Source organism: Arthrobacter sp. AG258, assembly GCF_004364695.1.
Taxonomy (GTDB): domain Bacteria; phylum Actinomycetota; class Actinomycetes; order Actinomycetales; family Micrococcaceae; genus Arthrobacter.
This window is the reverse complement of sequence record NZ_SOBI01000010.1, coordinates 1-24,402: the sequence shown is the minus strand read 5'-3', so window position 1 is coordinate 24,402 and position 24,402 is coordinate 1. Positions and strand designations below refer to the sequence as shown.

Annotated in this window: 19 protein-coding genes; 14 read left to right on the top strand and 5 right to left on the bottom strand. The window is 68.4% G+C overall.

Translation table 11 applies throughout. The annotated features are described in order from the left end of the window. The first annotated feature begins 20 nt into the window (after positions 1 to 20). On the top strand, positions 21 to 725 hold the full coding sequence (locus tag DFO47_RS18430) for a 4'-phosphopantetheinyl transferase superfamily protein (protein WP_243835538.1): 705 nt from the start codon (positions 21 to 23) through the stop codon (positions 723 to 725). Here the strand turns inward: DFO47_RS18430 and DFO47_RS18425 are convergent. From DFO47_RS18425 to DFO47_RS18415, 3 genes are all read right to left on the bottom strand, one after another. Further along, complete coding sequence (locus tag DFO47_RS18425; protein WP_208294431.1) at positions 689 to 2,050, bottom strand: M1 family metallopeptidase; 1,362 nt, start codon at positions 2,048 to 2,050, stop codon at positions 689 to 691. The genes DFO47_RS18430 and DFO47_RS18425 overlap by 37 nt on opposite strands. Beyond that, positions 2,047 to 5,985 (bottom strand): Pls/PosA family non-ribosomal peptide synthetase, encoded by a 3,939-nt coding sequence (locus DFO47_RS18420; RefSeq protein ID WP_133832642.1) that lies wholly within the window; start codon positions 5,983 to 5,985, stop codon positions 2,047 to 2,049. Before DFO47_RS18420 ends, DFO47_RS18425 begins: the two co-directional genes overlap by 4 nt. A 229-nt stretch (positions 5,986 to 6,214) precedes the next feature. Then, positions 6,215 to 7,180, bottom strand: a complete 966-nt coding sequence (locus tag DFO47_RS18415; RefSeq protein ID WP_133832573.1) for a quinone oxidoreductase — start codon at positions 7,178 to 7,180, stop codon at positions 6,215 to 6,217. A gap of 159 nt (positions 7,181 to 7,339) precedes the next feature. Here DFO47_RS18415 and argC point away from each other — a divergent pair, with 159 nt between their 5' ends. The 10 genes from argC (at position 7,340) to DFO47_RS18365 (ending at position 17,587) form a co-directional block, all read left to right on the top strand. Next, positions 7,340 to 8,371, top strand: coding sequence for an N-acetyl-gamma-glutamyl-phosphate reductase (gene argC, locus DFO47_RS18410; protein WP_133832572.1), 1,032 nt, complete (start codon positions 7,340 to 7,342; stop codon positions 8,369 to 8,371). Beyond that, entirely contained in the window at positions 8,368 to 9,534 is a 1,167-nt protein-coding gene (gene argJ, locus DFO47_RS18405; protein ID WP_133832571.1) for a bifunctional glutamate N-acetyltransferase/amino-acid acetyltransferase ArgJ, read from the top strand. Before argC ends, argJ begins: the two co-directional genes overlap by 4 nt. Positions 9,535 to 9,576: 42 nt before the next feature. Continuing rightward, positions 9,577 to 10,536, top strand: coding sequence for an acetylglutamate kinase (argB, locus tag DFO47_RS18400; protein WP_018763594.1), 960 nt, complete (start codon positions 9,577 to 9,579; stop codon positions 10,534 to 10,536). Continuing rightward, complete coding sequence (locus DFO47_RS18395) at positions 10,533 to 11,804, top strand: acetylornithine transaminase (protein ID WP_133832570.1); 1,272 nt, start codon at positions 10,533 to 10,535, stop codon at positions 11,802 to 11,804. The genes argB and DFO47_RS18395 overlap by 4 nt, the downstream gene beginning before the upstream one ends. After that, complete coding sequence (gene argF / locus DFO47_RS18390; RefSeq protein WP_109044876.1) at positions 11,801 to 12,805, top strand: ornithine carbamoyltransferase; 1,005 nt, start codon at positions 11,801 to 11,803, stop codon at positions 12,803 to 12,805. The genes DFO47_RS18395 and argF overlap by 4 nt, the downstream gene beginning before the upstream one ends. After that, positions 12,802 to 13,332, top strand: a complete 531-nt coding sequence (locus DFO47_RS18385) for an arginine repressor (protein ID WP_018763591.1) — start codon at positions 12,802 to 12,804, stop codon at positions 13,330 to 13,332. The genes argF and DFO47_RS18385 overlap by 4 nt, the downstream gene beginning before the upstream one ends. A 45-nt stretch (positions 13,333 to 13,377) precedes the next feature. Further along, positions 13,378 to 14,583: an argininosuccinate synthase gene (locus DFO47_RS18380; RefSeq protein ID WP_018763590.1), complete on the top strand. Its 1,206-nt coding sequence runs from the start codon at positions 13,378 to 13,380 to the stop codon at positions 14,581 to 14,583. Between the two features lie 5 nt (positions 14,584 to 14,588). Continuing rightward, entirely contained in the window at positions 14,589 to 16,073 is a 1,485-nt protein-coding gene (gene argH / locus DFO47_RS18375; protein ID WP_133832569.1) for an argininosuccinate lyase, read from the top strand. A gap of 191 nt (positions 16,074 to 16,264) precedes the next feature. Then, entirely contained in the window at positions 16,265 to 16,813 is a 549-nt protein-coding gene (locus tag DFO47_RS18370; RefSeq protein ID WP_018763588.1) for a pyridoxamine 5'-phosphate oxidase family protein, read from the top strand. 36 nt (positions 16,814 to 16,849) lie between these two features. Next, the gene (locus DFO47_RS18365) at positions 16,850 to 17,587 is read left to right on the top strand and encodes a maleylpyruvate isomerase family mycothiol-dependent enzyme (protein ID WP_133832568.1); all 738 of its coding nucleotides are present in this window, start codon (positions 16,850 to 16,852) and stop codon (positions 17,585 to 17,587) included. A 2-nt stretch (positions 17,588 to 17,589) separates the two neighbouring features. Here DFO47_RS18365 and DFO47_RS18360 read toward each other — a convergent pair whose 3' ends face one another. Beyond that, positions 17,590 to 18,084: a methylated-DNA--[protein]-cysteine S-methyltransferase gene (locus DFO47_RS18360; protein WP_133832567.1), complete on the bottom strand. Its 495-nt coding sequence runs from the start codon at positions 18,082 to 18,084 to the stop codon at positions 17,590 to 17,592. Then, the gene (locus DFO47_RS18355; protein WP_133832566.1) at positions 18,081 to 19,556 is read right to left on the bottom strand and encodes an AlkA N-terminal domain-containing protein; all 1,476 of its coding nucleotides are present in this window, start codon (positions 19,554 to 19,556) and stop codon (positions 18,081 to 18,083) included. Before DFO47_RS18355 ends, DFO47_RS18360 begins: the two co-directional genes overlap by 4 nt. Before the next feature lie 118 nt (positions 19,557 to 19,674). On the opposite strand from DFO47_RS18355, the gene DFO47_RS18350 reads away from it, so the two are divergent. The 3 genes from DFO47_RS18350 to tyrS are packed head-to-tail and all read left to right on the top strand — an operon-like array spanning position 19,675 to position 23,995. After that, a complete protein-coding gene (locus tag DFO47_RS18350; protein ID WP_133832565.1) occupies positions 19,675 to 20,367 on the top strand; it encodes a DNA-3-methyladenine glycosylase in 693 nt (230 codons plus the stop codon). Between the two features lie 51 nt (positions 20,368 to 20,418). Then, the gene (locus tag DFO47_RS18345) at positions 20,419 to 22,647 is read left to right on the top strand and encodes an AAA family ATPase (RefSeq protein WP_133832564.1); all 2,229 of its coding nucleotides are present in this window, start codon (positions 20,419 to 20,421) and stop codon (positions 22,645 to 22,647) included. 34 nt (positions 22,648 to 22,681) lie between these two features. Further along, on the top strand, positions 22,682 to 23,995 hold the full coding sequence (gene tyrS / locus DFO47_RS18340; RefSeq protein ID WP_018763582.1) for a tyrosine--tRNA ligase: 1,314 nt from the start codon (positions 22,682 to 22,684) through the stop codon (positions 23,993 to 23,995). Positions 23,996 to 24,402 lie beyond the last annotated feature (407 nt).

Below are 24,402 nucleotides of genomic sequence, written 5' to 3'. Positions count from 1 at the left end.
AGCCTCCGGAGGGGCGGGTCATGACGCACTGTGAAATGCGTGCAGTCCCGCCCTTCCTGCTGCCCGGCGACGCCGCCGCGGTGCGCAAGGACGCCGAACGCCTCCTGGACGGCGTGGAACTGGCGCGGGCCAAGGCCATGGCGGCTGCCGCCGGGACGGCGTTCCTGGCCGGGCGTTTGGCCCAGCGGGACTTCGCCGCCAGCCTGCTGTCAGTGTCCGCCGCAGACCTCGCCACGGCCTACGGCTGCCCGCGCTGCGGCACGGGCCCGGACCTGGGCCACGGCAGGCCGGGGTACACCTATCGGGGTGCCCCCGTGCCCCTGGCCCTCAGCCTGTCCCGGGCCGGCGGCTGGACCCTGCTCGCGGCCGTGCCGGATGCCGCACCCGGAACCCGCCTCGGGACGGACATCGAGGATCCGGCCCGCACCGGTTTCGACGGGTTCGACGGACTGGCGCTGGCACCTGCCGAACAGCTTGCGCTCCGGGGCGTCACGGCGGACCTCCTCCCTGCAGCCAGAGCAAGGTTGTGGGCCCGCAAAGAGGCCTGGCTGAAGATGACCGGCGAGGGACTCAGCAGGATGCCGTCCTCCCTTGACGTCCTGGAACGTCCCGGACTGATCGACCTTGGCCCCGCGGAAACCGGGCTTCCCGCCCACCTGGCCGCCGCCGTCGCGCTTTCCGTGCCCGCTCAGGACGCCGGCAATGGCGGCAGCGGCTCCTCGTAGAGCCACGGGTGCAGCAGGGATTCGGCATCCACGGCTGTTGCCCGGCTGACGGCCATGATGAAGTCCTGCGTCGTGACCGAGCCGTGCCGGTGGCTGGCGGTCCAGTCCTGCAGGACGGCAAAGAAGGCGAGGTCGCCCACGGCCATCCTGACGGCATGGACAGCCAGCGCGCCCCGCTTATAGACGCGGTCATCGAACATCCGCCCGGGTCCGGGGTCGCCCACCAGGATGTCTTGCTCCTCGGCGGCCAGCCGGCGCCAGGCAGCCCCGGCCCGGTCCGCCACGGCCATGACGCCGGCTTCTTCGGACCAGATCCATTCCGCGTAGCAGGCAAAGCCCTCGTGCAGCCAGATGTCCTGCCAGCTGGCCGCCGTCAGGGCATTGCCAAACCATTGATGGGAGAGCTCGTGGGCGATCAGGCGCTGGGACTCCCAGTCCAGGCCCAGGTGGTTGGGGCCAAGGATTGACATGGCCTGCGCCTCAAGCGGGATTTCCAGTTCGTCCTCGGTGACCACCACGACGTAACCGGGAAAAGGGTAGGGGCCAAAGCAGCTGCTGAAGGTGCGCATCATGGCCGGCTGGAGCGCCAGGCCGGCCCGTGCCCGGTCGGCCAGGGCGTGGGAGACGGCCACGGTCTGCGGAACGGGGGTGCCGTGCCGTCCGCTGTCCAGTTCCAGCAGAGCGTACCTGCCGATCTGCACGGTGGCCAGGTAGGCGGGCATGGGATCGGCTTGTTCATAGACCCAGGTTTCGCGGCTGGAACGGGCGGTGTGCGATTGCAGGACGCCGTTGCACACCACGCGGTAGTTCGCATCGGTGGTCACGGTGAACCGGTAGCTGGCTTTGTCCCCGAGGTGGTCGTTGCACGGGAACCAGGAGGGCGCCCCGTTGGGCTGCCCGGCCACCAGGACGCCGTCCGTGAGCTCCTCCCAGCCCACCTCACCCCAGAGGCCCCGACGTGGCCGCGGGTTGCCTTCGTAGCGCACCTCCAGCGTGAACGGCTGCCGGGCCTCGAAAGGGTTCTGCGCCGAAACCACGAGTTGCCCTGCCCGCTGGCTGAACCGAAGGGGCTTGCGGCCGTCCAGCAGCACTTTGGTGGCGCGCAGCCCGGCAAGGTCCAGCACAATGGCCGACGCCGGGACGCACGTGACGCCGTGCAGCACCGCCCTGCCGCTGAGCCGGTTGCTGGCCACCCGGTAGTCCAGGTCCAGTTCGTACCGCTCCACCCGGAAGGCGTTGGTCCCGGCGCCGGGCAGGTAAGGATCCGGGGCAGCGCCGCCGGCCTCGTTGACACTGCCGCGCGCGGATGATGCTGAAGAACTCATGGGGACCTTCGGTTGGCAGACGGCGATCCGGGGCCGCTCCAGGGACTGACGGGGTTGCCCATCCAGTACGTCGCGGCGGGAACTGCTTCGCCGCGCATCACCAGGGACGCCGGCCCCACTGTTCCGCCTGCGCCGACCCTGGCCTGGGGAAGGATGACCCCGTGCGGGCCCATGGTGGCCCCGTCCTCGAGCGTAACAGCGTCAATGCTCATCACCCGGTCATGGAACAGGTGCGTCTGCACCACGCAGCCCCGATTCACCGTGGAGTTGCGGCCAAGCGTCACCAGGTCGGCTTCGGGCAGCCAGTAGCTTTCACACCATGTGCCGCTGCCGATCTTCGCGCCGAGCGCACGCAGCCACCAGACCAGGGCCGGCGTGCCGGAAGCAGCCCGCGCAAACCATGGCGCGGACACCATCTCGATAAAGCTGTCCACTACTTCGTTGCGCCAGATGAACGAGCTCCAGAGCGGGTGCTCGCCGGGGCAGATCCGGCCCACCAGGATCCACTTGGCGACGACGGACGCGGCTGCGGCGACAAAGCCCGCCAGCAGCATGACCACGCCCGTGAGTACGGCTGCGGCGCCATAGCCCAGGGCTGCAGCGATCCAGTCGAAGGCCAGCATGGTGCCGGCAGCGATGGCCACCGTGAGCATGACCGGCACAAACCGGCCCAGCTCCCACAGGGTCCGGGCCACCTTCAGCTGCGCCGGGGGCTGGAAAGTGCGGGAACCGTCTGAGGCGATCGCGGTCCGCCGCAGCCGGACCGGCGGGCTTCCCAGCCAGGAGGTGCCCGCCTTGGCTTTTGCCGGCGTCGCGGACAGGACGGCCACCAGCGAGTTCTTGGGCACGTTCCGGCCGGCGGCGGTCATGCCGGAATTGCCGAGGAAGGACCGCTTGCCGATCTTGGCCGGCGCCACGCGCAACCAGCCGCCGTCGAGGTCGTAAGAGGCCACCATGGTGTCATCGGCCAGGAAGGCACCCTCTCCCACGGTGGTCATCTTCGGTATCAGCAGCACGGTGGAGGCCTCGACGTTCTTCCCGACCTTGGCGCCCAGCAGGCGAAGCCACACCGGGGTGAACAGGCTGGCGTAGATCGGGAACAGCAGGTCCCTGGCCAGGTCCAGCACCCGCTCGGTGGCCCAGATCTGCCAGCCCACCCGGCTGCGGATCCGGTAGTAGCCCTCCGCGATCCCGATGGACAGCAGGCGCGTGGCAGCCAGCACCAGGACGGCGTTCACGGCAAACCACACCAGCGACGCGGGGGCAAGGGCCGGCACCAGCCGGGGGAGTGCTTCGGTGAGAGAGGTACTGCCCTGGATGAAGGCGAACGCGACCCACAGCGCGACAGCGGCGGACACGTAAGGGATGACGGAAAGGCAAGCCGACGCCAGCGCGAAGCCGGCGAACCAGGCGCGTGCGGCAAACCTGCCTTGGGCTGCGGCATCCGGCACGCTGTGTTTGGCCTTGCCCTGCCGGCGCGCCGGAGACCCGGCCGCCAGCTGGCCTGCCTTGACCTTCCCCAGCACCGCGGAACCGGCTTCCACCTGCGCCCCGGCTCCGATCGAGGCGCCGGGCATCAGCGTGCTGCGTGCGCCCACGCTGGCTCCGCGGCCAATCCGGATGGCTCCAATATGGACATCGTCGCCGTCGATCCACCAGCCGGAGAGGTCCACTTCCGGTTCCACGTTGGCTCCGCTGCCCAGCGTCAGCATCCCGGTAACAGGAGGCAGCGAATGCAGCTGGACGTCCCGGCCGATCTTTGCACCCAGCGCCCGGGCGTAATACGGGACCCATGGCGCACTGGCGAGGCTGACGGCGCCGGCGAGGTCCTGGATCTGTTCGGCGAGCCACAACCGCAAGTGGACGCGCCCGGACCGCGGATAGATGCCCGGTTCCACCCCGCGCAGCAGGAACCGGGCCGCGCCGATAGCCAACAGCATCCGCCCCGCCGGGCTGACGAACACCAGCCAGGACACCGCCACCCACCACCACGAGACCGTGGGAGCGGCAGTGAACCCGGCAAGCCCGGCCAACAGGTTGTTCAGGGCCATGACGTAGGTCAGCCACCGCATGCCCACCAGGATGTGCAGCGGCACACCCATCAGGGTCTGGAAAACCTGGGACTTCCTGGCAGTGGGCCGCACGGAGCGCTCCGGTGCCGGGGCCGCCGGGCCGCCCGGACGGGACTGGCGTGCCACTTCCACCAGCGCACCGATCCGCGGCGTCGCGTAGATATCGGCCACGGTGATGGTGGGGTAGCGGACCCGCAGGGCCGAGACCAGCTGGGCGGCCGAGAGTGAACCGCCACCGTACGCGAAGAAATCGGCGTCCAACGAGCTGACCGGGCTCCCCAGCACGTTGCTCCACTGCTCCACGATCCAGGCGGCGTCATCCGGAATATTCAGGGGGGCGGCGTTAGCCTCCGCGGCGCCAGCCCCGGCCAGCGGCCATGGGAGTTCGTGCCGGTTTACCTTGCCGCTGGTCTTGGTCGGCAGGGAGTCCACCACGGTGAGCATGGGAACCAGGGCCGCAGGCAGGCTTGCCGTCAGCTGCTCCCGGGCAACCGAAAGGTCAAGGTCCACCCCGGCCGCCGGCGCCAGGTAGCCCACCAGGACGTGGTTTCCGGCGGCCGTGGTTTGGACTGCCGCGGCGCCGCCGGCCACCCCGGGAAGGGACTGGAGCGCGGCATCGATCTCGCCCAGCTCAATCCTGCGGCCGCCGAGCTTGACCTGTTCGTCGGCCCGGCCCTGGAAGACCAGGCCGGCCTGCTCGAAGCGCACCAGGTCACCCGACCGGTAGGCCCGGTCCCACCCCAGGGTGGGCATGGGCGCGTACTTCTCCGCGTCCTTGGCAGGATCGAGGTAGCGGGCAAGGCCAACGCCGCCGATGATGAGTTCGCCTACTTCGCCTTCGGCTACCGGTACCGCGTTCCCATCCACGATGGCCAGGTCCCAGCCGTCCAGCGGCAACCCGATCCGCACGGGACCGGGTGCACCCAGGGGCGCCGCGCAGGCCACCACCGTTGCTTCCGTTGGACCGTACGTGTTCCAGACTTCGCGGCCTTCAACGGCCAGGCGGCTGGCCAGCTCGGGCGGGCAGGCCTCGCCGCCGAATATGAGGAGCCGGACGTTCTCGAGCGATTCCGCCGGCCAGAGCGCAGCGAGGGTGGGCACGGTCGAAACGGCGGTGATGCCGTGGTTGATCAGCCAGGGGCCAAGGTCCATGCCGGTCCGGACCAGGGCGCGCGGTGCGGGCACCAGGCAGGCGCCGTGCCGCCAGGCGAGCCACATTTCCTCACAGGAAGCGTCGAAGGCGACCGACAGCCCGGCCAGGACCCGGTCCTGCGGACCGAGGGGTTCGTCCTGGAGGAAGATCCTTGCCTCCGCATCCACGAAGGCAGCGGCAGACCGGTGCCGGACCGCCACGCCCTTGGGTGTTCCGGTGGAGCCGGAGGTAAAGATGATCCAGGCGTCGTCGCCAGGTTCCGGGGGCCGTGCGCCTTTGAACGGGCCTTTCCGCCCCTGCCCGGCCGGCCCCGTCCCGATCGATGCGCCCGGCCTGATCGAACCGCCCTGCCCCAGGACGGCTGCCACGTTGGCCTCGCCGAACACCAGCCGCGCGCGTTCCTCGGGATCGTCGGCGTCCACGGGGACATACGCGGCTCCCACCAGGAGTACGGCGAGGATTGAAACGTAGAGTTCGCTGGTGCCGGACGGGATCCGGATGCCAATCCTGTCTCCGGCGCCGAACCCGGCCTGGTGCAGCCGGCGGCCGGTGGCACGGACAGCATCCAGCAGCTGTGCGTAGCTCAGTGAGGTGCGGCCGTCGTCCAAGGCCGAAGCGTCCGGAAAACGGGCCGCGGTGTCCTGCAGGACGTCGATCAGGGTCCGGGCCGGGGGCGCAGCCGCGGCTCCCGGCAGCTGGGGCCCGTACAGGGCGACGTTGCTGCCGTGCCCGCCTGCCGGTGGCGCGGCTGCAGAGGCCGCAGGATCCTGTCGGACGGTGCTGGCCGGCGCTGCACCGGGATGGTCATCCCCGAAGGGGTCCTGCTGCTGGGTCACCCGTGCATTTTCCCGGGAGAAGATGAACAAAAGGTGTCCGGCGCGCCCGGACGCGCCGTTTGAGGCGGTCCGGGGGTTTGCCCGGTGTTCACGTTGCCCGCGGTTACGGAACCAGGAGCACTTTGCCGGTGGTCTTCCTGCCCTCAAGGTCGCGGTGCGCCAGGGCTGCCTGGGACAACGGGTAGCGGGCCCCTACCCGCACCTTCAGGCTGCCATCGGCCGCCGCAGCGAACACTTCGTCGGAACGCCAACGCCGCTCCGCGGCATCCTGGAGGTAGTGGCCCATCGTGGGGCGGGTCAGGAATAAGGAGCCGCCGGCATTCAGGCGCTGCGGGTCGACCGGCGGGACGGGGCCCGATGCGGCACCGAACAACACCAGCATCCCCCTGATGCGCAAGGCTGAAAGGGAACCGTCGAAGGTGTCCTTGCCCACGCCGTCGTACACCACGTCCACGCCGGTACTGCCCGTGATCTCCCGGACCCGCTCCGCGAATCCTTCGTAGCGCAGCACGTGGTCCGCTCCGGCGCCGCGCGCCAAGTCTTCCTTTTCGTCGGTGGACACCGTGGTGAACACCTCAGCGCCCCGTGCCTTAAGCATCTGGATCAGCAGCAGTCCCACGCCTCCGGCGCCGGCATGCAGCAGGACCCTGTGGCCACTTTCGACCTTGAACGTGGAGTTCATCAGGTAGTGGGCAGTCATGCCCTGCAGGGGCAGCGCCGCGGCGGTAAAGACGTCCAGGCCCCTTGGTACCGGCAGCGCGGCGTCTTCGTCCACCAGCGCGTAGTCCGCGTAGCAGTTGATGCCCTCAGCCGTGGCAATCCGGTCGCCGACGGCAAATCCGGTCACCCCGTCTCCCACCGCCTCCACCGTGCCGGCGGCCTCGGTGCCGGGGGTGAAGGGGTACTGCACCTTGTAGGTGCCGCTGCGCTTGTAGGTATCGATGAAGTTCACGCCGGCCGCGCCCACCTTGAACAGCAGCTGCCCCGGGCCGGGCGTGGGGGGCTCAACCCCGGTATATTCAAGGACTTCCGGTCCGCCTGCCTGCCGTGCGAGGATTGCGTGCGTCATGGCGCTCCTTTCCCGGGTTCCGGTACCTCCGGCCCGGCTGCCGAAGTCCATCCTAGGGACACCTTGTGCCGGACGGACACGTATGCGGAACAACCGTCCCCGGATTGCGCATGTATAAATATCGACCCCATTGCATAATTATTGTTGTATGGTGGAGGCATGACTATTTCTGTTGCGGTTTCGGGAGCCAGCGGATACGCCGGGGGAGAGGTCCTCCGCCTCCTGGCCGGGCACCCCGGTGTGACCATCGGCGCAATTACGGCGCACAGCAACGCGGGCTCGCGGTTGGGGGAACTGCAGCCGCACCTGCACGGACTGGCAAGCCGGATCCTGGAAGACACCACGGTGGAGAACCTCTCCGGCCACGACGTCGTCTTCCTTGCCCTCCCGCATGGCGCTTCCGCCGAAATCGCCGCCCAGCTTCCGGAAGGAACGGTCGTCATTGATGCCGGAGCCGACCACCGGCTCGAGGACCCCGCGGCCTGGGAGAAGTTCTACGGTTCCGCCCACGCCGGCACCTGGCCGTACGGACTTCCGGAGTTGCCCGGCCAGCGCGAGGCCCTGAAGGGTGCCAGGCGCATCGCCGTCCCCGGCTGCTATCCCACCTCCGCCCTGCTGGCGCTCACTCCCGGGTTCGCAGCCCACCTGCTGGAGCCCGACGACGTCGTCATCGTTTCCGCCTCCGGCACCTCCGGCGCGGGCAAGGCGGCCAAGGCCAACCTCATCGGCTCCGAAGTGATGGGATCCATGAGCCCGTACGGAGTGGGCGGCGGACACCGGCACACACCGGAAATCGAGCAGGGACTGTCCAACGCGGCGGGGGAGCAGGTCACGGTGTCCTTCACCCCCACGCTGGCTCCGATGAGCCGCGGAATCCTCACCACCGCCACGGCCAAGGTCAAGGCCGGCACCACCGCGGCGCAGCTGCGCCAGGCATGGACGGACACGTACGACGACGAGCCGTTCGTCCATGTCCTGCCGGAAGGCCAGTGGCCAGCCACCAAGTCCGTCCAGGGCTCCAACCACGCCGCCATGCAGCTCGCCCTCGACCCCCACACCGGGCGCGTGATCGTGACCTGCGTGATTGACAACCTCACCAAGGGCACCGCCGGCGGCGCCGTCCAGTCCATGAACATCGCACTCGGCCTGCCGGAAACCGACGGCCTCAACCTGCAGGGAGTAGCCCCGTGACCATCACCGCACCCCAGGGATTCCGGGCAGCCGGCGTCACCGCCGGCCTCAAGGCTTCCGGCAACCCGGACCTCGCCCTCGTGGTCAACGACGGCCCGGCCAGGGCCGCGGCCGCCGTGTTCACCAGCAACCGGGTGGCAGCGGCTCCGGTCCACTGGTCCCGCCAGGTGGTCTCCGACGGCCGCGTCGACGCCGTGATCCTCAATTCCGGCGGCGCCAACGCCTGCACCGGCCCCACCGGCTTCCAGAACACCCACAGCACCGCGGAGAAAGTGGCAGAGGTCCTGGGGATTTCGGCCACCGACGTCTTTGTCTGCTCCACCGGCCTGATCGGTGAACAGCTGCCCATGGACAAGATCCTGCCGGGCGTCGAAGCGGCGGCGGCAGCATTGAGCGCCGACGGCGGTCCGGCGGCGGGCACCGCGATCATGACCACCGACAGCGTTCCCAAATCGGCGCTGTTCATCGGCACCGACGCCGACGGCCAGGAGTTCAGCATCGGCGGCATCGCCAAGGGTGCCGGCATGCTGGCCCCCGGCCTGGCCACCATGCTGGTAGTCCTCACCACCGACGCCGCCGTCGAATCCGAAATGCTCGACGTCGTCCTGCGGGACGCCACCCGCGTCACCTTCGACCGCGCCGACTCGGACGGCTGCATGTCCACCAACGACACCGTGGTCCTGCTGGCCTCCGGCGCGTCCGGGGCCGTACCTTCCGCAGCGGACTTCGGTGCCGGCCTCACCCAGGTCTGCGCCGAACTGGCCCGCAAACTGATCGCCGACGCCGAGGGCGCCAGCCACGACATCGCCATCCGCACCTTCAATGCCGCCAGCGAAGCGGACGCCGAAACGGTCAGCCGTTCCGTGGCCCGCTCCAACCTGTTCAAGGCCGCCATCTTTGGCAAGGACCCGAACTGGGGCCGCGTGCTGTCCGCCGTGGGCACAACGGACGCTGCGTTTGAACCGGACAAGCTCAACGTGGCCATGAACGGGATCCAGATCTGCCGCAACGGCAGCATCGGCGACGACCGGAGCCTGGTGGACCTGGAACCGCGCGAGGTCCTGGTGGAGATCGACCTGCAGGCAGGCGACGCCGAAGCCACCATCTGGACCAACGACCTCACCCACGACTACGTCCACGAGAACAGCGCCTACTCCAGCTAGGAGCTCCTGCTTCCGGCAGGAACCGCTGCGGAAAGTGACAGCATGAACACCCAGACGCGTGAAACCACCAGCATGTCCGCTGCCCAGGACAAGGCCGCCACCCTGATCGAGGCGCTGCCCTGGATCCAGCGGTTCGCAGGGACCACCATGGTGATCAAGTACGGCGGCAACGCCATGGTCAACGACGAACTGCGCCGGGCCTTCGCAGAGGACATCGTCTTCCTGCACCACGTGGGTATCCACCCGGTGGTGGTGCACGGTGGCGGCCCCCAGATCAACTCCATGCTGGGGCGGCTGGGCATCGAATCCGAGTTCAAAGGCGGCCTGCGCGTCACCACCCCGGAAGCCATGGACGTGGTCCGCATGGTCCTCACCGGCCAGGTGGGGCGCGAACTGGTGGGCCTGATCAACTCCCACGGGCCCTATGCCGTCGGCATGTCCGGCGAAGACGGCGGGCTGCTGCGCGCCGTCCGCACCGGCACCGTGGTGGACGGCGAAGACATCGACCTCGGGCTCGTGGGCGAGGTGGTCGGCGTCGACCCCGCCGGCATCGTGGACATCCTGGCCGCCGGCCGCATCCCGGTGATCTCCACCGTCGCCCCGGAGATTGTCGACGGCGGGGAGAACGTGGCAGGTGCCGGGCGTTTCCAGCCCACCGGCCAGGTCCTGAACGTCAACGCGGACACCGCGGCCGCCGCCGTCGCCTCGGCACTGGGCGCCTCCAAGCTGGTCATCCTGACCGACGTCGAAGGCCTGTATGCCAACTGGCCGGACAAGTCCTCCCTGATTTCATCGCTGACGGCCTCCGAGCTGCGGAAGATGCTGCCCCGGCTCGAATCGGGCATGATCCCCAAGATGGCCGCGTGCCTGAAGGCCATCGACGAGGGCGTGGAGCGCGCGCACATCGTGGACGGGCGCCTGCCCCACTCCATGCTTCTTGAAACATTTACGACGGCGGGCATCGGCACCCAGGTGGTCCCGGACGAGGAGAACAACGCATGAGTAAGCACACCGCAGAGGTTGAGCTTGTCGAAACCCCGGTGGCCGAACTGGTGCAAACCAAGGGCCACGCGGGCTCCGAGTGGCTCTCCCGCTACTCCACCTCGCTGATGAACGTCTTCGGCACGCCCCAGCGCGTCCTGGTCCGCGGCGCCGGCTGCCTGGTGTGGGACGCCGACGGCAAGGAATACCTGGACCTGCTCGGCGGTATCGCCGTCAACGCCCTCGGCCACGCCCACCCCTTCGTGACCTCAGTCATCGCCAGCCAGCTGGCAACCCTGGGCCATGTCTCGAACTTCTTCACCAGCCCCACGCAGGTGGCCTTGGCGGAGAAACTTTTGGAGCTCACCCACGCCCCTGCCGGGTCCAAGGTGTTCTTCAGCAACTCCGGCACGGAAGCGAACGAGGCAGCGTTCAAGCTTGCCCGCCGCAACACCGGCGCCGGCGACACCAAGCGGAGCAAAATCATCGCCCTCGAAGGCGCTTTCCATGGCCGGACCATGGGTGCCCTGGCGCTGACCGCCAAGGAAGCCTACCGGGCACCGTTCGAACCGCTGCCCGGTGGCGTGGTGCACATTCCGTTCGGCGACATCGCTGCGCTGCAGGCAGCAGTGGATGACACCGTTGCCGCCGTCTTCCTGGAGCCCATCCAGGGCGAGGCCGGCGTCCGGCCGCTGCCCCCGGGCTACCTGCAGGCTGCCCGTGAGGCCACCACCAAGGCGGGAGCACTCCTGATCCTCGACGAGGTCCAGACCGGCATCGGGCGGACCGGCAAGTGGCTGGCCAGCGAAGACGCCGGGATCGTCCCCGACGCCGTCACCCTGGCCAAGGGCCTCGGTGGCGGATTCCCCATCGGCGCCCTGATCACCATGGGTGAGCAGACGTCGTCGTTGCTGTCCGCCGGCCAGCACGGCACCACGTTCGGCGGCAACCCGGTGGCCACGGCGGCCGCCCTGGCCACCCTCCACGCGCTCGAAAGCCAGGACGTCCTGGCCAACGCCACCGCGGTGGGTGCGCACTTGCGCTCCGCACTGGCCGCGGTCCCCGGCGTCACCGAGGTCCGGGGTGAAGGGCTGCTGGTCGGCTTCGACCTCGACGCCGACGTCGCCCCCGCCGTCGTGCACGCCGCCCTCGACGCAGGCTTCATCGTCAACAGCCCCGGCCCGCGCACCATCCGCCTGGCACCGCCGCTGATCCTCACCGCAGCCCAGGCGGACACCTTCCTCGCCGCTTTCCCGGCAATCCTCCAGACAGCTAAGGACGCCCAGTGACCACCGCAACCCGGCACTTCCTCAAGGACACCGACCTCAGCCCCGCCGAGCAGGCAGAGGTCCTGGAACTCGCAGCCCGGATGAAGGCCGCTCCGTACAGCGTCCAGCCGTTCGCCGCTGAGCGCAGCGGACGCAAGACCGTGGCCGTCATCTTCGATAAGACCTCCACCCGGACCCGCGTCTCGTTCGCCACGGGCATCGCCGACATGGGTGGCAATGCCCTGATCATCAACCCCGGCGAGGCGCAGATCGGGCACAAGGAATCCGTGGAGGACACCGCCAAGGTCCTCGAACGGATGGTGTCCACCATCGTGTGGCGCACCGGCGCGCACTCCGGGCTGGTGGCCATGGCTGCCAACTCCAAAGTCCCGGTCATCAACGCCCTGTGCGATGACTACCACCCTTGCCAGCTCCTGGCCGACCTCCTCGCCGTCAAGGAACACAAGGGCGAACTGAAGGGGCTCACCATGAGCTACCTCGGCGACGCCGCCAACAACATGGCCAACTCCTACCTGCTGGCCGGCGTCACGGCCGGGATGCACGTCCGCATTGCCGGTCCGGAAGGTTACCTGCCGGCCGCGGACATCGTGGCGGCCGCGAAGGAACGGGCGGCCGAAACCGGCGGTTCCGTGCTGGTCACCACCGATGCGAAGGAAGCCCTGCAGGGAGCGGACGTGGTGGCCACCGACACGTGGGTTTCCATGGGGCAGGAAGCCGAGAAGGAAGCACGGCTCCAGCTGTTCCGGGACTACTCCGTCGATTCGGACGCCCTGGCACTCGCCGCGGAAGACGCCGTCGTGCTCCACTGCCTGCCTGCCTACCGCGGTTACGAAATCTCAGCGGACGTCATCGACGGACCCCAGTCCATCGTCTGGGACGAGGCGGAAAACCGCCTGCACGCCCAGAAGGCCCTGATGGCCTGGCTGATGCACCGGTCCGGCCTGGCCGTCGTTGACGGCCTTTCCCCCGTTGAAGGTGCCGGGGAGAGCACGTTCCAGTGACCGCCCAGCCGTCCTCCCCGGGCAGCAGCCCGGCCACCAAGACCGCCCGGCAGGCACGCATCACCGCCATCCTTACCGGGCAGTCCGTTCGTTCGCAGGCTGAGCTTGCGGCGCTGCTGGCGGACGACGGCGTGCAGGTCACCCAGGCAACCCTGTCCCGGGACCTGGTGGAACTGGGTGCGGTACGCGTCCGTGGCAAGGAAGGCGTCCTGGTGTACGCCGTGCCCGGCGAAGGCGGCGAACGGGCCGCGAAGAGCGGCGTCACGCAGGAAATCCTGGACGCGCGGCTGGCCCGGCTGTGCAGCGAACTGCTGGTCACGGCGGAAGCCTCCGCCAACATCGCCGTCCTGCGGACCCCGCCCGGTGCCGCGAACTTCCTGGCCCTGGCCATCGACCACTCGGTGATGCCATCCATCCTGGGCACCATCGCAGGGGACGACACCGTCCTGCTGGTGTCACGCGATCCGCTGGGCGGCCCGGACCTCGCAGCGCGCTTCCTGCAACTGGCCGAGGAAGCCGGGCAATAAGCTTGACGACAGAACATCAACCAACCCCAACAAGGAGCATTTAAAGTGACTGAACGCATTGTGCTGGCCTACTCCGGCGGCCTGGACACGTCAGTAGCCATCGGCTGGATCGGTGAAGCCACCGGTGCCGAGGTCATCGCCGTGGCCGTCGACGTCGGACAGGGCGGCGAATCGCTGGAAACCATCCGCCAGCGCGCCCTCGGTTGCGGCGCCGTCGAGGCCTACGTCGCGGACGCCTCGGACGAGTTCGCCAATGAATACTGCGTGCCCACGCTGAAGGCCAACGCCCTGTACCAGGGCCACTACCCGCTGGTGTCCGCCATCTCCCGCCCGGTGATCGTCAAGCACCTGGTGAAGGCCGCCCGCGAATTCGGCGCCACCACCGTGGCCCACGGCTGCACCGGCAAGGGCAACGACCAGGTCCGCTTCGAAGTGGGCATCCAGACCCTCGGCCCGGACCTGAAGTGCATCGCCCCGGTCCGCGACCTCGCCCTGACCCGCGACAAGGCCATCGCCTTCGCCGAGGAAAAGGGACTGCCCATCGAGACCACCAAGAAGAACCCGTACTCGATCGACCAGAACGTCTGGGGCCGCGCCGTGGAAACCGGCTACCTCGAGGACATCTGGAACGCCCCCACCAAGGACATCTACGACTACACCGCCACCCCGGAGTTCCCGCCGGCACCGGATGAAGTCACCATCTCCTTCGAGGCAGGCGTCCCCGTCGCGATCGACGGCGTCAAGGTCACCCCGCTGCAGGCCATCAAGGAACTCAACCGCCGCGCCGGTGCCCAGGGCGTGGGCCGCATCGACGTCGTCGAGGACCGCCTGGTGGGCATCAAGTCCCGCGAAATCTACGAGGCCCCCGGTGCCATGGCGCTGATCACCGCGCACAAGCACCTGGAGGACATCACCATCGAGCGTGAGCAGGCCCGCTTCAAGGCCACCGTTGGCCAGCGCTGGGCCGAACTTGTCTACGACGGACAGTGGTTCTCCCCGCTCAAGCGCTCCCTGGACGCCTTCATCGAGGACACCCAGAAGTACGTCTCCGGCGACATCCGCATGACCCTCCACGGTGGCCAGGCGATCGTCAACGGCCGCCGCTCCGACACCTCGCTGTACGACTTCTCGCTGGCCACCTACGACACCGGCGACACCTTCGACCAGTCCCAGGCCAAGGGCTTCATCGAGCTGTGGGGCATGTCCGCCAAGGTTGCCTCCGGCCGCGACATCCGCGTCGCAGGAAAGTAGCCCGGATGGCTGAGCCGAATTCCAAGCAGGGCCCACGAGCGCAGGGGTCCCCGGCCGAGCGCAGCGAGGTTGGGGTGCGCTCGGGGACGAACACGGGTGCGTTGTGGGGCGGCCGGTTCGCCGGCGGCCCCGCGGACGCCCTCGCGGCGCTGAGCAAGTCCACGCACTTCGACTGGCGCCTGGCCCGTTACGACATAGCCGGCTCCAAGGCGCACGCGCGCGTGCTGCACAAGGCCGGACTGCTCGACGACGGCGAGCTGGCGGGGATGCTGAACGCCCTGGACCGCCTGGACGCGGACGTCGCCTCCGGTGCGTACACTCCGGCCGAGTCCGACGAGGACGTGCACGGTTCGCTGGAACGCGGCCTGATCGAGCGAGCCGGCGCCCAGCTCGGCGGCAAGCTCCGCGCCGGCCGTTCGCGTAACGACCAGGTGGCCACGTTGGGCCGGATGTTCCTGCGCGACCATGCACGGATCATCGCCCGGGGCGTCCTGGCCACGGTGGATGCCCTGGTGGAGCAGGCCAAGGCGCACCACGGTGTTGCCATGCCGGGCCGCACCCACCTGCAGCACGCCCAGCCGGTTCTGCTCAGCCACCACCTGCTGGCCCACGCCTGGGCACTGCTGCGCGACGTGCAGCGGCTCCGGGACTGGGACAAGCGGGCCGGGGTCTCGCCCTACGGCTCCGGTGCGCTGGCCGGCTCCTCGTTGGGGCTGGACCCCGAAGCGGTGGCGGCTGACCTCGGGTTCTACTCGGCCACGCACAACTCGATCGACGGCACCGCGTCCCGCGACGTCTTCGCCGAGTTCGCCTGGGTTTGCTCGATGATCGGCGTGGACCTGTCCCGGATCTCCGAGGAAGTGATCTTCTGGGCCACGAAGGAGTTCTCCTTCGTCACCCTGCACGATTCCTATTCCACCGGCTCCTCGATCATGCCGCAGAAGAAGAACCCGGACGTGGCAGAGCTGGCCCGCGGCAAGGCAGGGCGCCTGATCGGCAACCTGACCGGGCTGCTGGCCACGCTTAAGGGCCTGCCGCTCGCGTACAACCGCGACCTGCAGGAGGACAAGGAACCGGTGTTTGACGCCGCCGACACCCTGGAGCTGCTGCTCCCGGCCGTCTCCGGCATGATCGCCACCCTAAAGTTCAATACGGAACGGATGGAGTCCCTGGCCCCGCAGGGTTTCGCGCTGGCCACGGACATCGCCGAGTGGCTTGTCCGCCAGGGCGTGCCGTTCCGCGAGGCGCACGAGCTCTCCGGTGCCGCGGTCAAGCAGGCCGAGTCCCGCGGCGTGGAGCTGTGGGATCTGACGGATGAGGAGTACGCCGCCATTTCGGAGCACCTCACGCCGGAGGTCCGCACGGTCCTGTCCACGGAAGGTTCGCTGAACAGCCGCAACTCCCAGGGCGGCACGGCACCGGCCGCCGTCGAACGCCAGCTTGTCGCCCTGGAGGGTGAACTCGCGGACGTCCGGGCGTACGCCGGCTGAAACGCCCGCTCACTTCCTGCCGGTTTTGGGCCAACGCCCGCTCACTTTCGTTAGGAAAGTGAGCGGGCGTTGGCGTTTTAAGGGCAGAAGTGAGCGGGCGTTGGTAGTTCCACTGCAATACCTGAGCGGGCGTCGGGGGCGGGCGCGGGTGGTTGGGCGTGCTGAAACCCGCATGTGGCTAGGCTGGGTCCATGAGCGAAACGTTCCGGAAGTTCCTTCGCACGCTGCCCGATTTCCCGGCCGACCTGCCCGCCTTCCATCCCGGCAGTGCCCCGCGGGATCCGGCTTTGCTCTTCAAGCAATGGCTGGACGAGGCCTTGGACGCGGGGGAGCAACAGCCGCACGCGTTCAGCCTCGCCACGGTGGATGCCGCGTCCGGGGGCGGCCCGCAGCCTTCTTCCCGGATGCTGATCCTGAAGAACATCGACGACGACGGCTGGCACTTCGCCACGTCCCGCACCTCCCGCAAGGGCAGGGAACTCACGGCGGAGCCGAGGGCTGCGATGAACTTTTACTGGCCACGCCTGGGCCGGCAGGTCCGGCTCGCCGGGACGGTGACCGGTCTCTCCGCCGAAGCCTCCAGCCTCGACTGGCACGAACGGCCCCGCGCAGACGGCACCGAAAACCCGAACTGGCAGCTCTATGCACTCCAGCCTCGCGAGATTGAGTTCTGGCAGGCAGCCGCCGACGGCCGGCACGTCCGGCACCGCGTTGGACCGGACGGAACACCGCTGGAATAGCCGCCGCCGCGCCGGGCCCTCCGCTAGGCTGACCGCATGACCTCACCTTCCCCTGCGGCGCTCCAAGCTGAACTGCACAAGGCCGCCGAGGCGCTTGCCGCCGCCCTGGACCGCCTTCCCGACGGCGGCGAAAAGGCGCCGTCAACGCTTCCCGGCTGGAGCCGCGGCCACTTGCTGGCCCACATCGCCGGCATCTGCGACGCCCTCGCCCGGCAGGTGGAGCACGGCCGCCGCGGCGAAAAGGTGGCGCTCTACGACGGCGGCGTAGAGGGACGCAACCGTGCCATCGATCTTGCAGCGGGGCACAGCCTCGGCCAGCACCGCGCCGACATCACCGCAGCCCTCCACCGGGCGCTGGCCGCCTTCGATGCTCTGACCGGTCCTGAGTGGCAGACGCCCATCGCCTTCCGCGACGGAGTCATCTACGACGCAGGCCTGGCGCTGTGGCGCGAACTTGTCATCCACACCTCGGACCTGGATGCCGGCACGGGCCCCGAAACCTGGAACGGCGCCTTCTGCTCGCACCTTTTCGACTTTCTGGCCGCCCGGGTTCCCACGGGAACCCGGCTGGTCCTGCAGCCCGTTGCCCTGCCGCCGATGGGACTCGGCGCCGGCGGCAGCACCGTCGTCGTCAGCGGCATGGTCACTGATATCGCCGCATGGCTCGCCGGCAGACAGCCATCGCTGGACAGCCTGCGCGCCACCGCCGCCGGCGACGGGACGGACCTTCCGGAGCTGCTGCCCTGGCCTTCGGCGATGCCGGACCCCAAGTAGCCCTACGCGGCCTCGCGGGCCAGCAGGCTCTCCTTGATAGGCAGGCCCCAGCGGAACCCGCCCAAAGAGCCGTCAGTCCGGATCACCCGGTGGCATGGGACAAAAAGGGCCGCCGCGTTGAAGGCGCACGCACTGGCCGCCGCCCGCACTGCCTTGGGGTTCCCTGCCAGGGCCGCGTACTCGCTGTACGTCACCGGGAAACCCGGTTTGACCTCCCGCAGCACATCCCAGGCGTGCGCGCGGAACGGCCCGGACCGCTGCAGGACCGGGACGGCCATGGCGGGCGCCGGGTCGCCGTCGTAGAAGGCCTCGACGGCGGACGAGATTCCCGCCAGGCCGGCCACCTCCTCCACGTCCTCGGGACGCAGCGCGGGGTGGACCTGCCCGATCAATTCCGGCAGGCCGGCCGTCCAGCCCGAGGCCAGGACCATGCCGTCCCTGGCGAGGATGGTAAACGGACCGTCCGGGGTGGACAGTTGCAGCAGTTGGGCTTTCATGGCATCCCTTTCGCGGGGGTGGATGGAGTGGCGGGCCGTGCCGCGGCGCGCCACAAGTGCATGGTGGCGTAGGAACGCCAGGGGCTGGTTTCCCGGAAGTCCGGTGTGAGGGTGTGGCCTCCGGTGCCGAGGGCGCGGATGCCGTTCCGGACGGCGGCGTCGTTGGCGAGGAAGATGTCCGGGGCGCCCAGGACGCGAATTGCCACGTATCCCACCGTCCATGGTCCCACCCCCGGCAGGGAAAGCAGGGCCCCGGTGAGGCTTGGCACATCGTCGCCGTACCCGAATTCGAGCCGCCCGCCGGCCATCGCATCCGCCGCGTTCAGCAGCGATTCGATCCTTCGCCGGGGTCCGCGCAGCACATGCCCCGCTGCGGCGATCTGCGCCGGCGTCGGAAACAGCCGTTCCAGGCCCCCGCCGGGGTCGCTGGCGGGGCTGCCGGCGGCGGCCAGTTGCGTGAGTGCGGTCCGGGCGGCCGCCACCGTGATCTGCTGCCCCACCATGGCCCGCACCAACAGTTCCTGCGGGTCCAGCGCCCCGGGCAGCCTCATCCCGGGGGCAGCTGAAACGGAGTCCGCCAGCCGGGGGTCCGCAGCAAGCGTGCCGTCAATCGCTTCCGGGTCCGCGTCGAGGTCGAACAGCCGCCTCACGCGGCTCAGCAGCGCCGGAAGGTCGCGCAGGTCCACCGCGCCGACGGTGAGGGTCAGCGGCCGCCCCCGCGCGGCGTCGTCGTACTCCACCCGGAACCGGGCGTCGCCGTGCGGGAGGCGGAGGGTCCGGGCATAGGAGGTGGGCGTGCCCTCCTCGATTCCCGGAATGGCACGCACGGCCAGGAAGGAGAAAATACCGGTATCGAAGGGCGCCCGGTAGGGCAGGCTCAGGGTCAGGGCGGTGGCGCCCCCGGCGGCTGCCGGATGCCGGGTGGTCCGCCGCAGTGCCGTGGGGGTCAGGTCGAAGACTTCGGCAATGGTGTCGTTGAACTGCCGGATGCTGCTGAAACCGGCTGCGAAGGCCACATCCGCAAACTTCATGGACGTGGACACCAACAGGGTGCGTGCCGTCTGTGCCCTCGCCGCCCGGGCCAGCGACAGAGGACCGGCACCCAGTTCCTGGCCGAGGATGCGGTTGAGCTGCCGGGCGGAGTAACCCAGCCGGGCAGCAAGACCCGCCACGCCGTCCCGGTTGATGACGCCATCGTTGATCAGGCGCATCGCCCGGCCGGCAACGTCTTGGCGCACGTTCCATGCCGGTGTCCCCGGGACAGCCTCCGGCAGGCAACGTTTGCAGGCCCGGTACCCTGCCTCGTGGGCGGCCGCGGACGTCTCGTAGAACGTCACGTTCGATGCCTTTGGCGTCCGGGCCGGGCACGAGGGACGGCAATAGATCCCGGTGGTGCGGACGGCTGTGAAGAACTGGCCATCGAACCGGGGGTCGCGGGCATCGATTGCCCGGTAGCGCTGCCAGAAGTCCATGCCTCCATCCTGCCAGCCCCGCACCACTGCTACTAGCGGAAATCGGACATCGCCGTGGTTGGTGCCGGATGCCCGTTGGTTCCCGCGGGAACAGCGGATTTCTGGGTACAGTCGAGCAATGGATGAGAGCCCTTCAACCACCGGGCTGCTCCGGGATTTCCTGTCCGGGGACGCCCGGGAACTCGCGCCGCTGCTGCTTGGCGCCGTGCTGACCCACGAGTCCCGGGACGGCACCGTGTCCGTGCGGTTGACCGAGGTGGAGGCCTACCTTGGGCCGGAGGACTCCCTGCATCCCGATCCCGGCTCGCACACCTACCGCGGCCCGACGCCCCGCAACGCGCCGATGTTCGGTCCCGCCGGGCACCTCTACGTCTACTTCACCTACGGCATGCATCACTGCACCAACATCGTGTGCGGACCCGACGGGGTGGCTTCCGCCCTGCTGCTGCGGGCCGGGGAAATCGTCGGCGGGCTGGACGTGGCGCAACGCCGGCGTCCGACGTCGAAAACCCCCGCCGACCTTGCCAGCGGCCCGGCCCGCCTGGCCAAGGCGCTGGGCATGACGACGGCGGACAGCGGCCGGGATGCGCTGGCACCGCCGTTCGGGCTGGAGCTTCCCTCCGGTCCGGCCGGTCCCGTCAGCTCCGGTCCGCGGGTGGGCGTGGCCGGGGCCGGGGGATCGGACCGCTACGCCTGGCGGTTCTGGCTCACCGGCGACCCCACGGTTTCCAAATACAAGGCAGCCAAACCGCGGACCCGGAGGCCCGCGGCCGGTGGGCCGCCCGGGGCAGGCACGTTTCGCCTGCGTTAATCGAAATGGTTGTAGAATGGACGGTCTGTCTTTCGCGATAGGGGAACGTTGATGCTCGACGCCGAATTGGCCCACGAACGGGACTATGTTGCCGGCCTGTATGCCCGGCTGGAGGAGCTCCGTGAGGAAAAGCGCCGCCAACTGGCGCAGGTCCGCCGTGCCGGAGCCGTGGGCACCATGCAGAACGTTTCCGAACGTGATGCGTTCGCCGCACTGTATGAGGACCGCCTGGCCCAGCTGGACGCCGTGGATGACCGGCTGGTGTTCGGCCGGCTGGACCTGGATTCCGGCGAGGCCCAGTACATCGGGCGTATCGGGCTGACCACCGAGGACCTGCAGCGGTTGATGGTGGACTGGCGGGCACCCGAGGCCGGCCACTTCTACCAGGCCACCGCCTTCGACCGGCAGGGTGTGCGGCGCCGCCGGCACCTGATCCTGCAGGGCCGCGACGTCAAAGCCATCGAGGACGACGTCCTTGACGCAGGCATGCTGACGGACGCCGAATCGCTCCAGGGCGAAGGGGCCCTGCTTGCCGCCCTGAACTCCAAGCGGACCGGCCGGATGTCGGACATCGTCAGCACCATCCAGTCCGAGCAGGACCGCATCATCCGGTCCTCGATCTCCGGTGCCGTGGTGGTCCAGGGCGGCCCCGGCACGGGCAAGACCGCCGTGGCGCTGCACCGCGCCGCCTACCTGCTCTACACCCATCGTGACCGGCTCAAAAGCGCCGGCGTCCTGCTGGTGGGGCCGTCGTCGTCGTTCATGAAATACATCGAACGGGTGCTGCCCTCGCTCGGCGAGACGGGGGTTGTCATGGCCAGCGTTGGCCGCTTGATGCCGGGCATCCACGCCGTGCCCGAAACCAACGCCGACGTGGCGGCCATCAAGGGGCGCCTGGACATGGCCGCCATCGTGGCCAACGCCGTGTCCAACCGGATGCGTGTCCCCGCCCGGAACCGGATCCTCGAGGTGGACGGGCGCAAGCTGACCTTGACGCCCCGGCAGGTCCGTCGTGCCCGGGAACGTGCACGCGCCACCGGGAAGCCGTACAACGAGGCCCGGGTGACGTTCGTCAAGATCCTGCTGCGCGAGCTGACAGAGGAGATGACCGAACTCGTTGAGGCCGGGAGCATCGGGAACAATGCGGACCGCTCGTACCTGGCCGAGGATGTGCGCACTGCCCGGGACGTGCGGATTGCGCTGAACTTGTGCTGGATGCCGATGACTCCGGAAAAGCTGATTTCGGACCTCTTCAGCAAGCCGGAAATCCTGGAATTCTGCACCCCCAACATGACACCGGAGGAGCGGGCGCTGCTGCTGCGCCCCGCCGACGCTCCGTGGACCGAGCCGGACGTGCCGCTGCTGGATGAGGCCGCCGAGCTGCTGGGCGAGCTGGACCCGGCCGCCGGACGGGGGCTGGCCCAGCAGGAGCACGACCGGGCCCGGGACCTTGCCAACGCAAAACAGACCCTGGTCAACATGCAGGCCGCCGGCGTGGACCCGCTGATGTCCGCTGAGGAGCTTGCTGAACAGAACCAGGAGCAGGGCGCCCGGCAGACCGCTGCCGAGCGTGCCACGAGTGACCGGACCTGGGCATTCGGGCACATCGTGGTGGACGAGGCGCAGGAACTCTCGCCCATGCAGTGGCGGCTGCTGGTCCGGCGCTGCCCGCTGAAGTCCTTCACCATCGTGGGGGACATCGCCCAGACCAGTTCCGTGGCCGGTGCCAACTCCTGGCAGGGCGCACTGGCCCCGATGTTCGGTGACCGGTGGCAGCTGGAAGAGTTGACGGTCAATTACCGTACGCCGTCACAGATCGCCGAGGCCGCGGTCAGGATGGCCAACGCCGCCGGCCTGGTGGTGTCCGCTCCCAAGGCCGTACGTGAAGGACGCTGGTCACCCATCATCGATGAGGTTGCTGCCGGCGGCGTGGTGGACCGGCTTCTCGAGGTCCTTCCGGAGGAGTTGGGAGCGCTCGACGGCGGCCTGCTCGCCGTCATCGCCGACGGTGACCTCCTGCCCCAGGCAACTTCCGCCCTGCGTGCGGCTTACGGCCGGCGGATCGGTACCGGCGCGGGAAGCTACGAACAGGACATCGTGGTCATCAGCCCGCGTGAGGCGAAGGGACTGGAGTTCGACGGTGTGGTGGTGCTGGAACCTTCCGTCATGCTCAACCACGAGCACGGCAAGGTGGGGGATCTCTACGTTGCCATGACCCGCGCCACGCAGCGGCTGCGGTTGATTGCCGCAGAACCGGTACCGGCCGGAATAGCCGGCTGACCGGGGTCCCGGCGTTACTGCTAACTTAGGAAGCGTGCCTGAACTGAACAACCTCGAACCGCAGCGCAACGACCCCACTTTCGCCAACATTTGGCAGGAACTGAAGTGGCGTGGGCTGGTCCATGTCTCCACGGACGAAGCAGAGCTGGAGAAGCTCCTCGCCAATGGGCCGGTCACCTACTATTGCGGCTTCGACCCCACCGCGCCGAGCCTGCACCTGGGCAACCTGGTCCAGCTGCTGGTCATGCGGCGGCTCCAGCTGGCCGGGCATAAACCGCTGGGGCTGGTTGGCGGTTCCACCGGCATGATCGGCGATCCCCGTCCGACGGCGGAGCGCACCTTGAACACCAAGGACACGGTTGCGGAGTGGGTGGGCTACCTCCAGGCCCAAGTCAGCCGCTTCCTCAGCTTTGAAGGGGACAACGCTGCAAGGATCGTGAACAACCTGGACTGGACGGCGCCGTTGAGCGCCATCGACTTCCTGCGTGAAGTGGGCAAGCACTTCCGGGTGGGCACCATGCTGCGCAAGGACGCTGTGGCCTCCCGGCTGAACTCCGATGAAGGCATCAGCTACACCGAATTCAGCTACCAGATCCTGCAGGGCATGGACTACCTCCAGCTCTACCGCGACTACGGCTGCGTACTGCAGACCGGCGGCTCCGACCAGTGGGGCAACCTCACCAGCGGTACGGAGCTGATCCGCAAGGTGGAGGGCAAGAGCGTACACGCCCTCGGCACCCCCTTGATCACCAACTCCGATGGAACCAAGTTCGGCAAGAGCGAGGGCAACGCCATTTGGCTCGATGCCGGCATGTGCAGCCCGTATGCGTTCTACCAGTTCTGGCTCAACACGTCCGATGCCGACGTCGTGGACCGGCTCAAGGTCTTCACCTTCCTGACGCGGGCCGAGATCGAAGAGATCGCAGTTTCGGTGGCGGAGCGTCCCTTTGCCAGGGAAGGCCAGCGGAAGTTGGCTTTCGAGGTCACCTCGCTGGTGCATGGCGTCGACGCCACCGAGAAGGTCATTGCCGCCTCGGCGGCGCTCTTTGGCAACGGCGATCTGGCCGCGCTGGACAAGGCAACCCTGCAGGCGGCAACCTCCGAACTTCCCACCACCACGGTGCAGGTGGACGGGATGGGAATCGTCGACCTCCTGGTTGCGTCCGGACTTTCCGAAAGCAAGTCGGCTGCCCGGAGAACCGTGGGGGAGGGCGGCGCCTACGTCAACAACGAGAAAGTCTCGGATCCTGAGGCCGTGATTTCCGAGTCTGAACTCCTGCATGGCCAGTATTTGCTCCTGCGCAGGGGCAAGAAGAACCTGGCCACGGTTGAGGTGCTGGTTCCCTAGCACCTTCGGATGCTTGATGCACGCCTCTCGGCAGCCGATTTGCACGGCCGCCGGGGGGCGTGTATTGTTTTTTGAGTCGCCGCCGCTGAGTGGCCACAACCCCCAACTGATGAGAAGCAATTCTTACCGCGCACAGCGTGGAACTGGAGAAATTGCTTCCCATTCTGCTGGGCGGATTCATTCCACCGAGTGAATTCCGGGAAAATAACCGGATTTGCAAAAGTGAATATGAATGAAATAAGATCGAAACACGCAGCGAAGAAATACGGAATATGTAATTCAGTTACTGAATTTCTTCCGGGAATATTCGAATGTGTCTGTTGTTTGAGAACTCAATAGTGTGCCAAGTTTGTTGATACCAATTGTTTTATGGATTGGTTGTTTTGGCTGGATCCGCCACCCCGTGG

Coding starts and splice junctions, on each gene's coding strand:
- DFO47_RS18395 (WP_133832570.1), top strand. CDS start 10,533: ATGAGTAAGCACACCGCAGAGGTTGAGCTTGTCGAAACCCCGGTGGCC.
- DFO47_RS18355 (WP_133832566.1), bottom strand. CDS start 19,556: ATGGACTTCTGGCAGCGCTACCGGGCAATCGATGCCCGCGACCCCCGG.
- argH (WP_133832569.1), top strand. CDS start 14,589: ATGGCTGAGCCGAATTCCAAGCAGGGCCCACGAGCGCAGGGGTCCCCG.
- argC (WP_133832572.1), top strand. CDS start 7,340: ATGACTATTTCTGTTGCGGTTTCGGGAGCCAGCGGATACGCCGGGGGA.
- DFO47_RS18370 (WP_018763588.1), top strand. CDS start 16,265: ATGAGCGAAACGTTCCGGAAGTTCCTTCGCACGCTGCCCGATTTCCCG.
- argB (WP_018763594.1), top strand. CDS start 9,577: ATGAACACCCAGACGCGTGAAACCACCAGCATGTCCGCTGCCCAGGAC.
- DFO47_RS18345 (WP_133832564.1), top strand. CDS start 20,419: ATGCTCGACGCCGAATTGGCCCACGAACGGGACTATGTTGCCGGCCTG.
- DFO47_RS18430 (WP_243835538.1), top strand. CDS start 21: ATGACGCACTGTGAAATGCGTGCAGTCCCGCCCTTCCTGCTGCCCGGC.
- DFO47_RS18365 (WP_133832568.1), top strand. CDS start 16,850: ATGACCTCACCTTCCCCTGCGGCGCTCCAAGCTGAACTGCACAAGGCC.
- DFO47_RS18350 (WP_133832565.1), top strand. CDS start 19,675: ATGGATGAGAGCCCTTCAACCACCGGGCTGCTCCGGGATTTCCTGTCC.
- DFO47_RS18415 (WP_133832573.1), bottom strand. CDS start 7,180: ATGACGCACGCAATCCTCGCACGGCAGGCAGGCGGACCGGAAGTCCTT.
- DFO47_RS18360 (WP_133832567.1), bottom strand. CDS start 18,084: ATGAAAGCCCAACTGCTGCAACTGTCCACCCCGGACGGTCCGTTTACC.
- DFO47_RS18425 (WP_208294431.1), bottom strand. CDS start 2,050: ATGAGTTCTTCAGCATCATCCGCGCGCGGCAGTGTCAACGAGGCCGGC.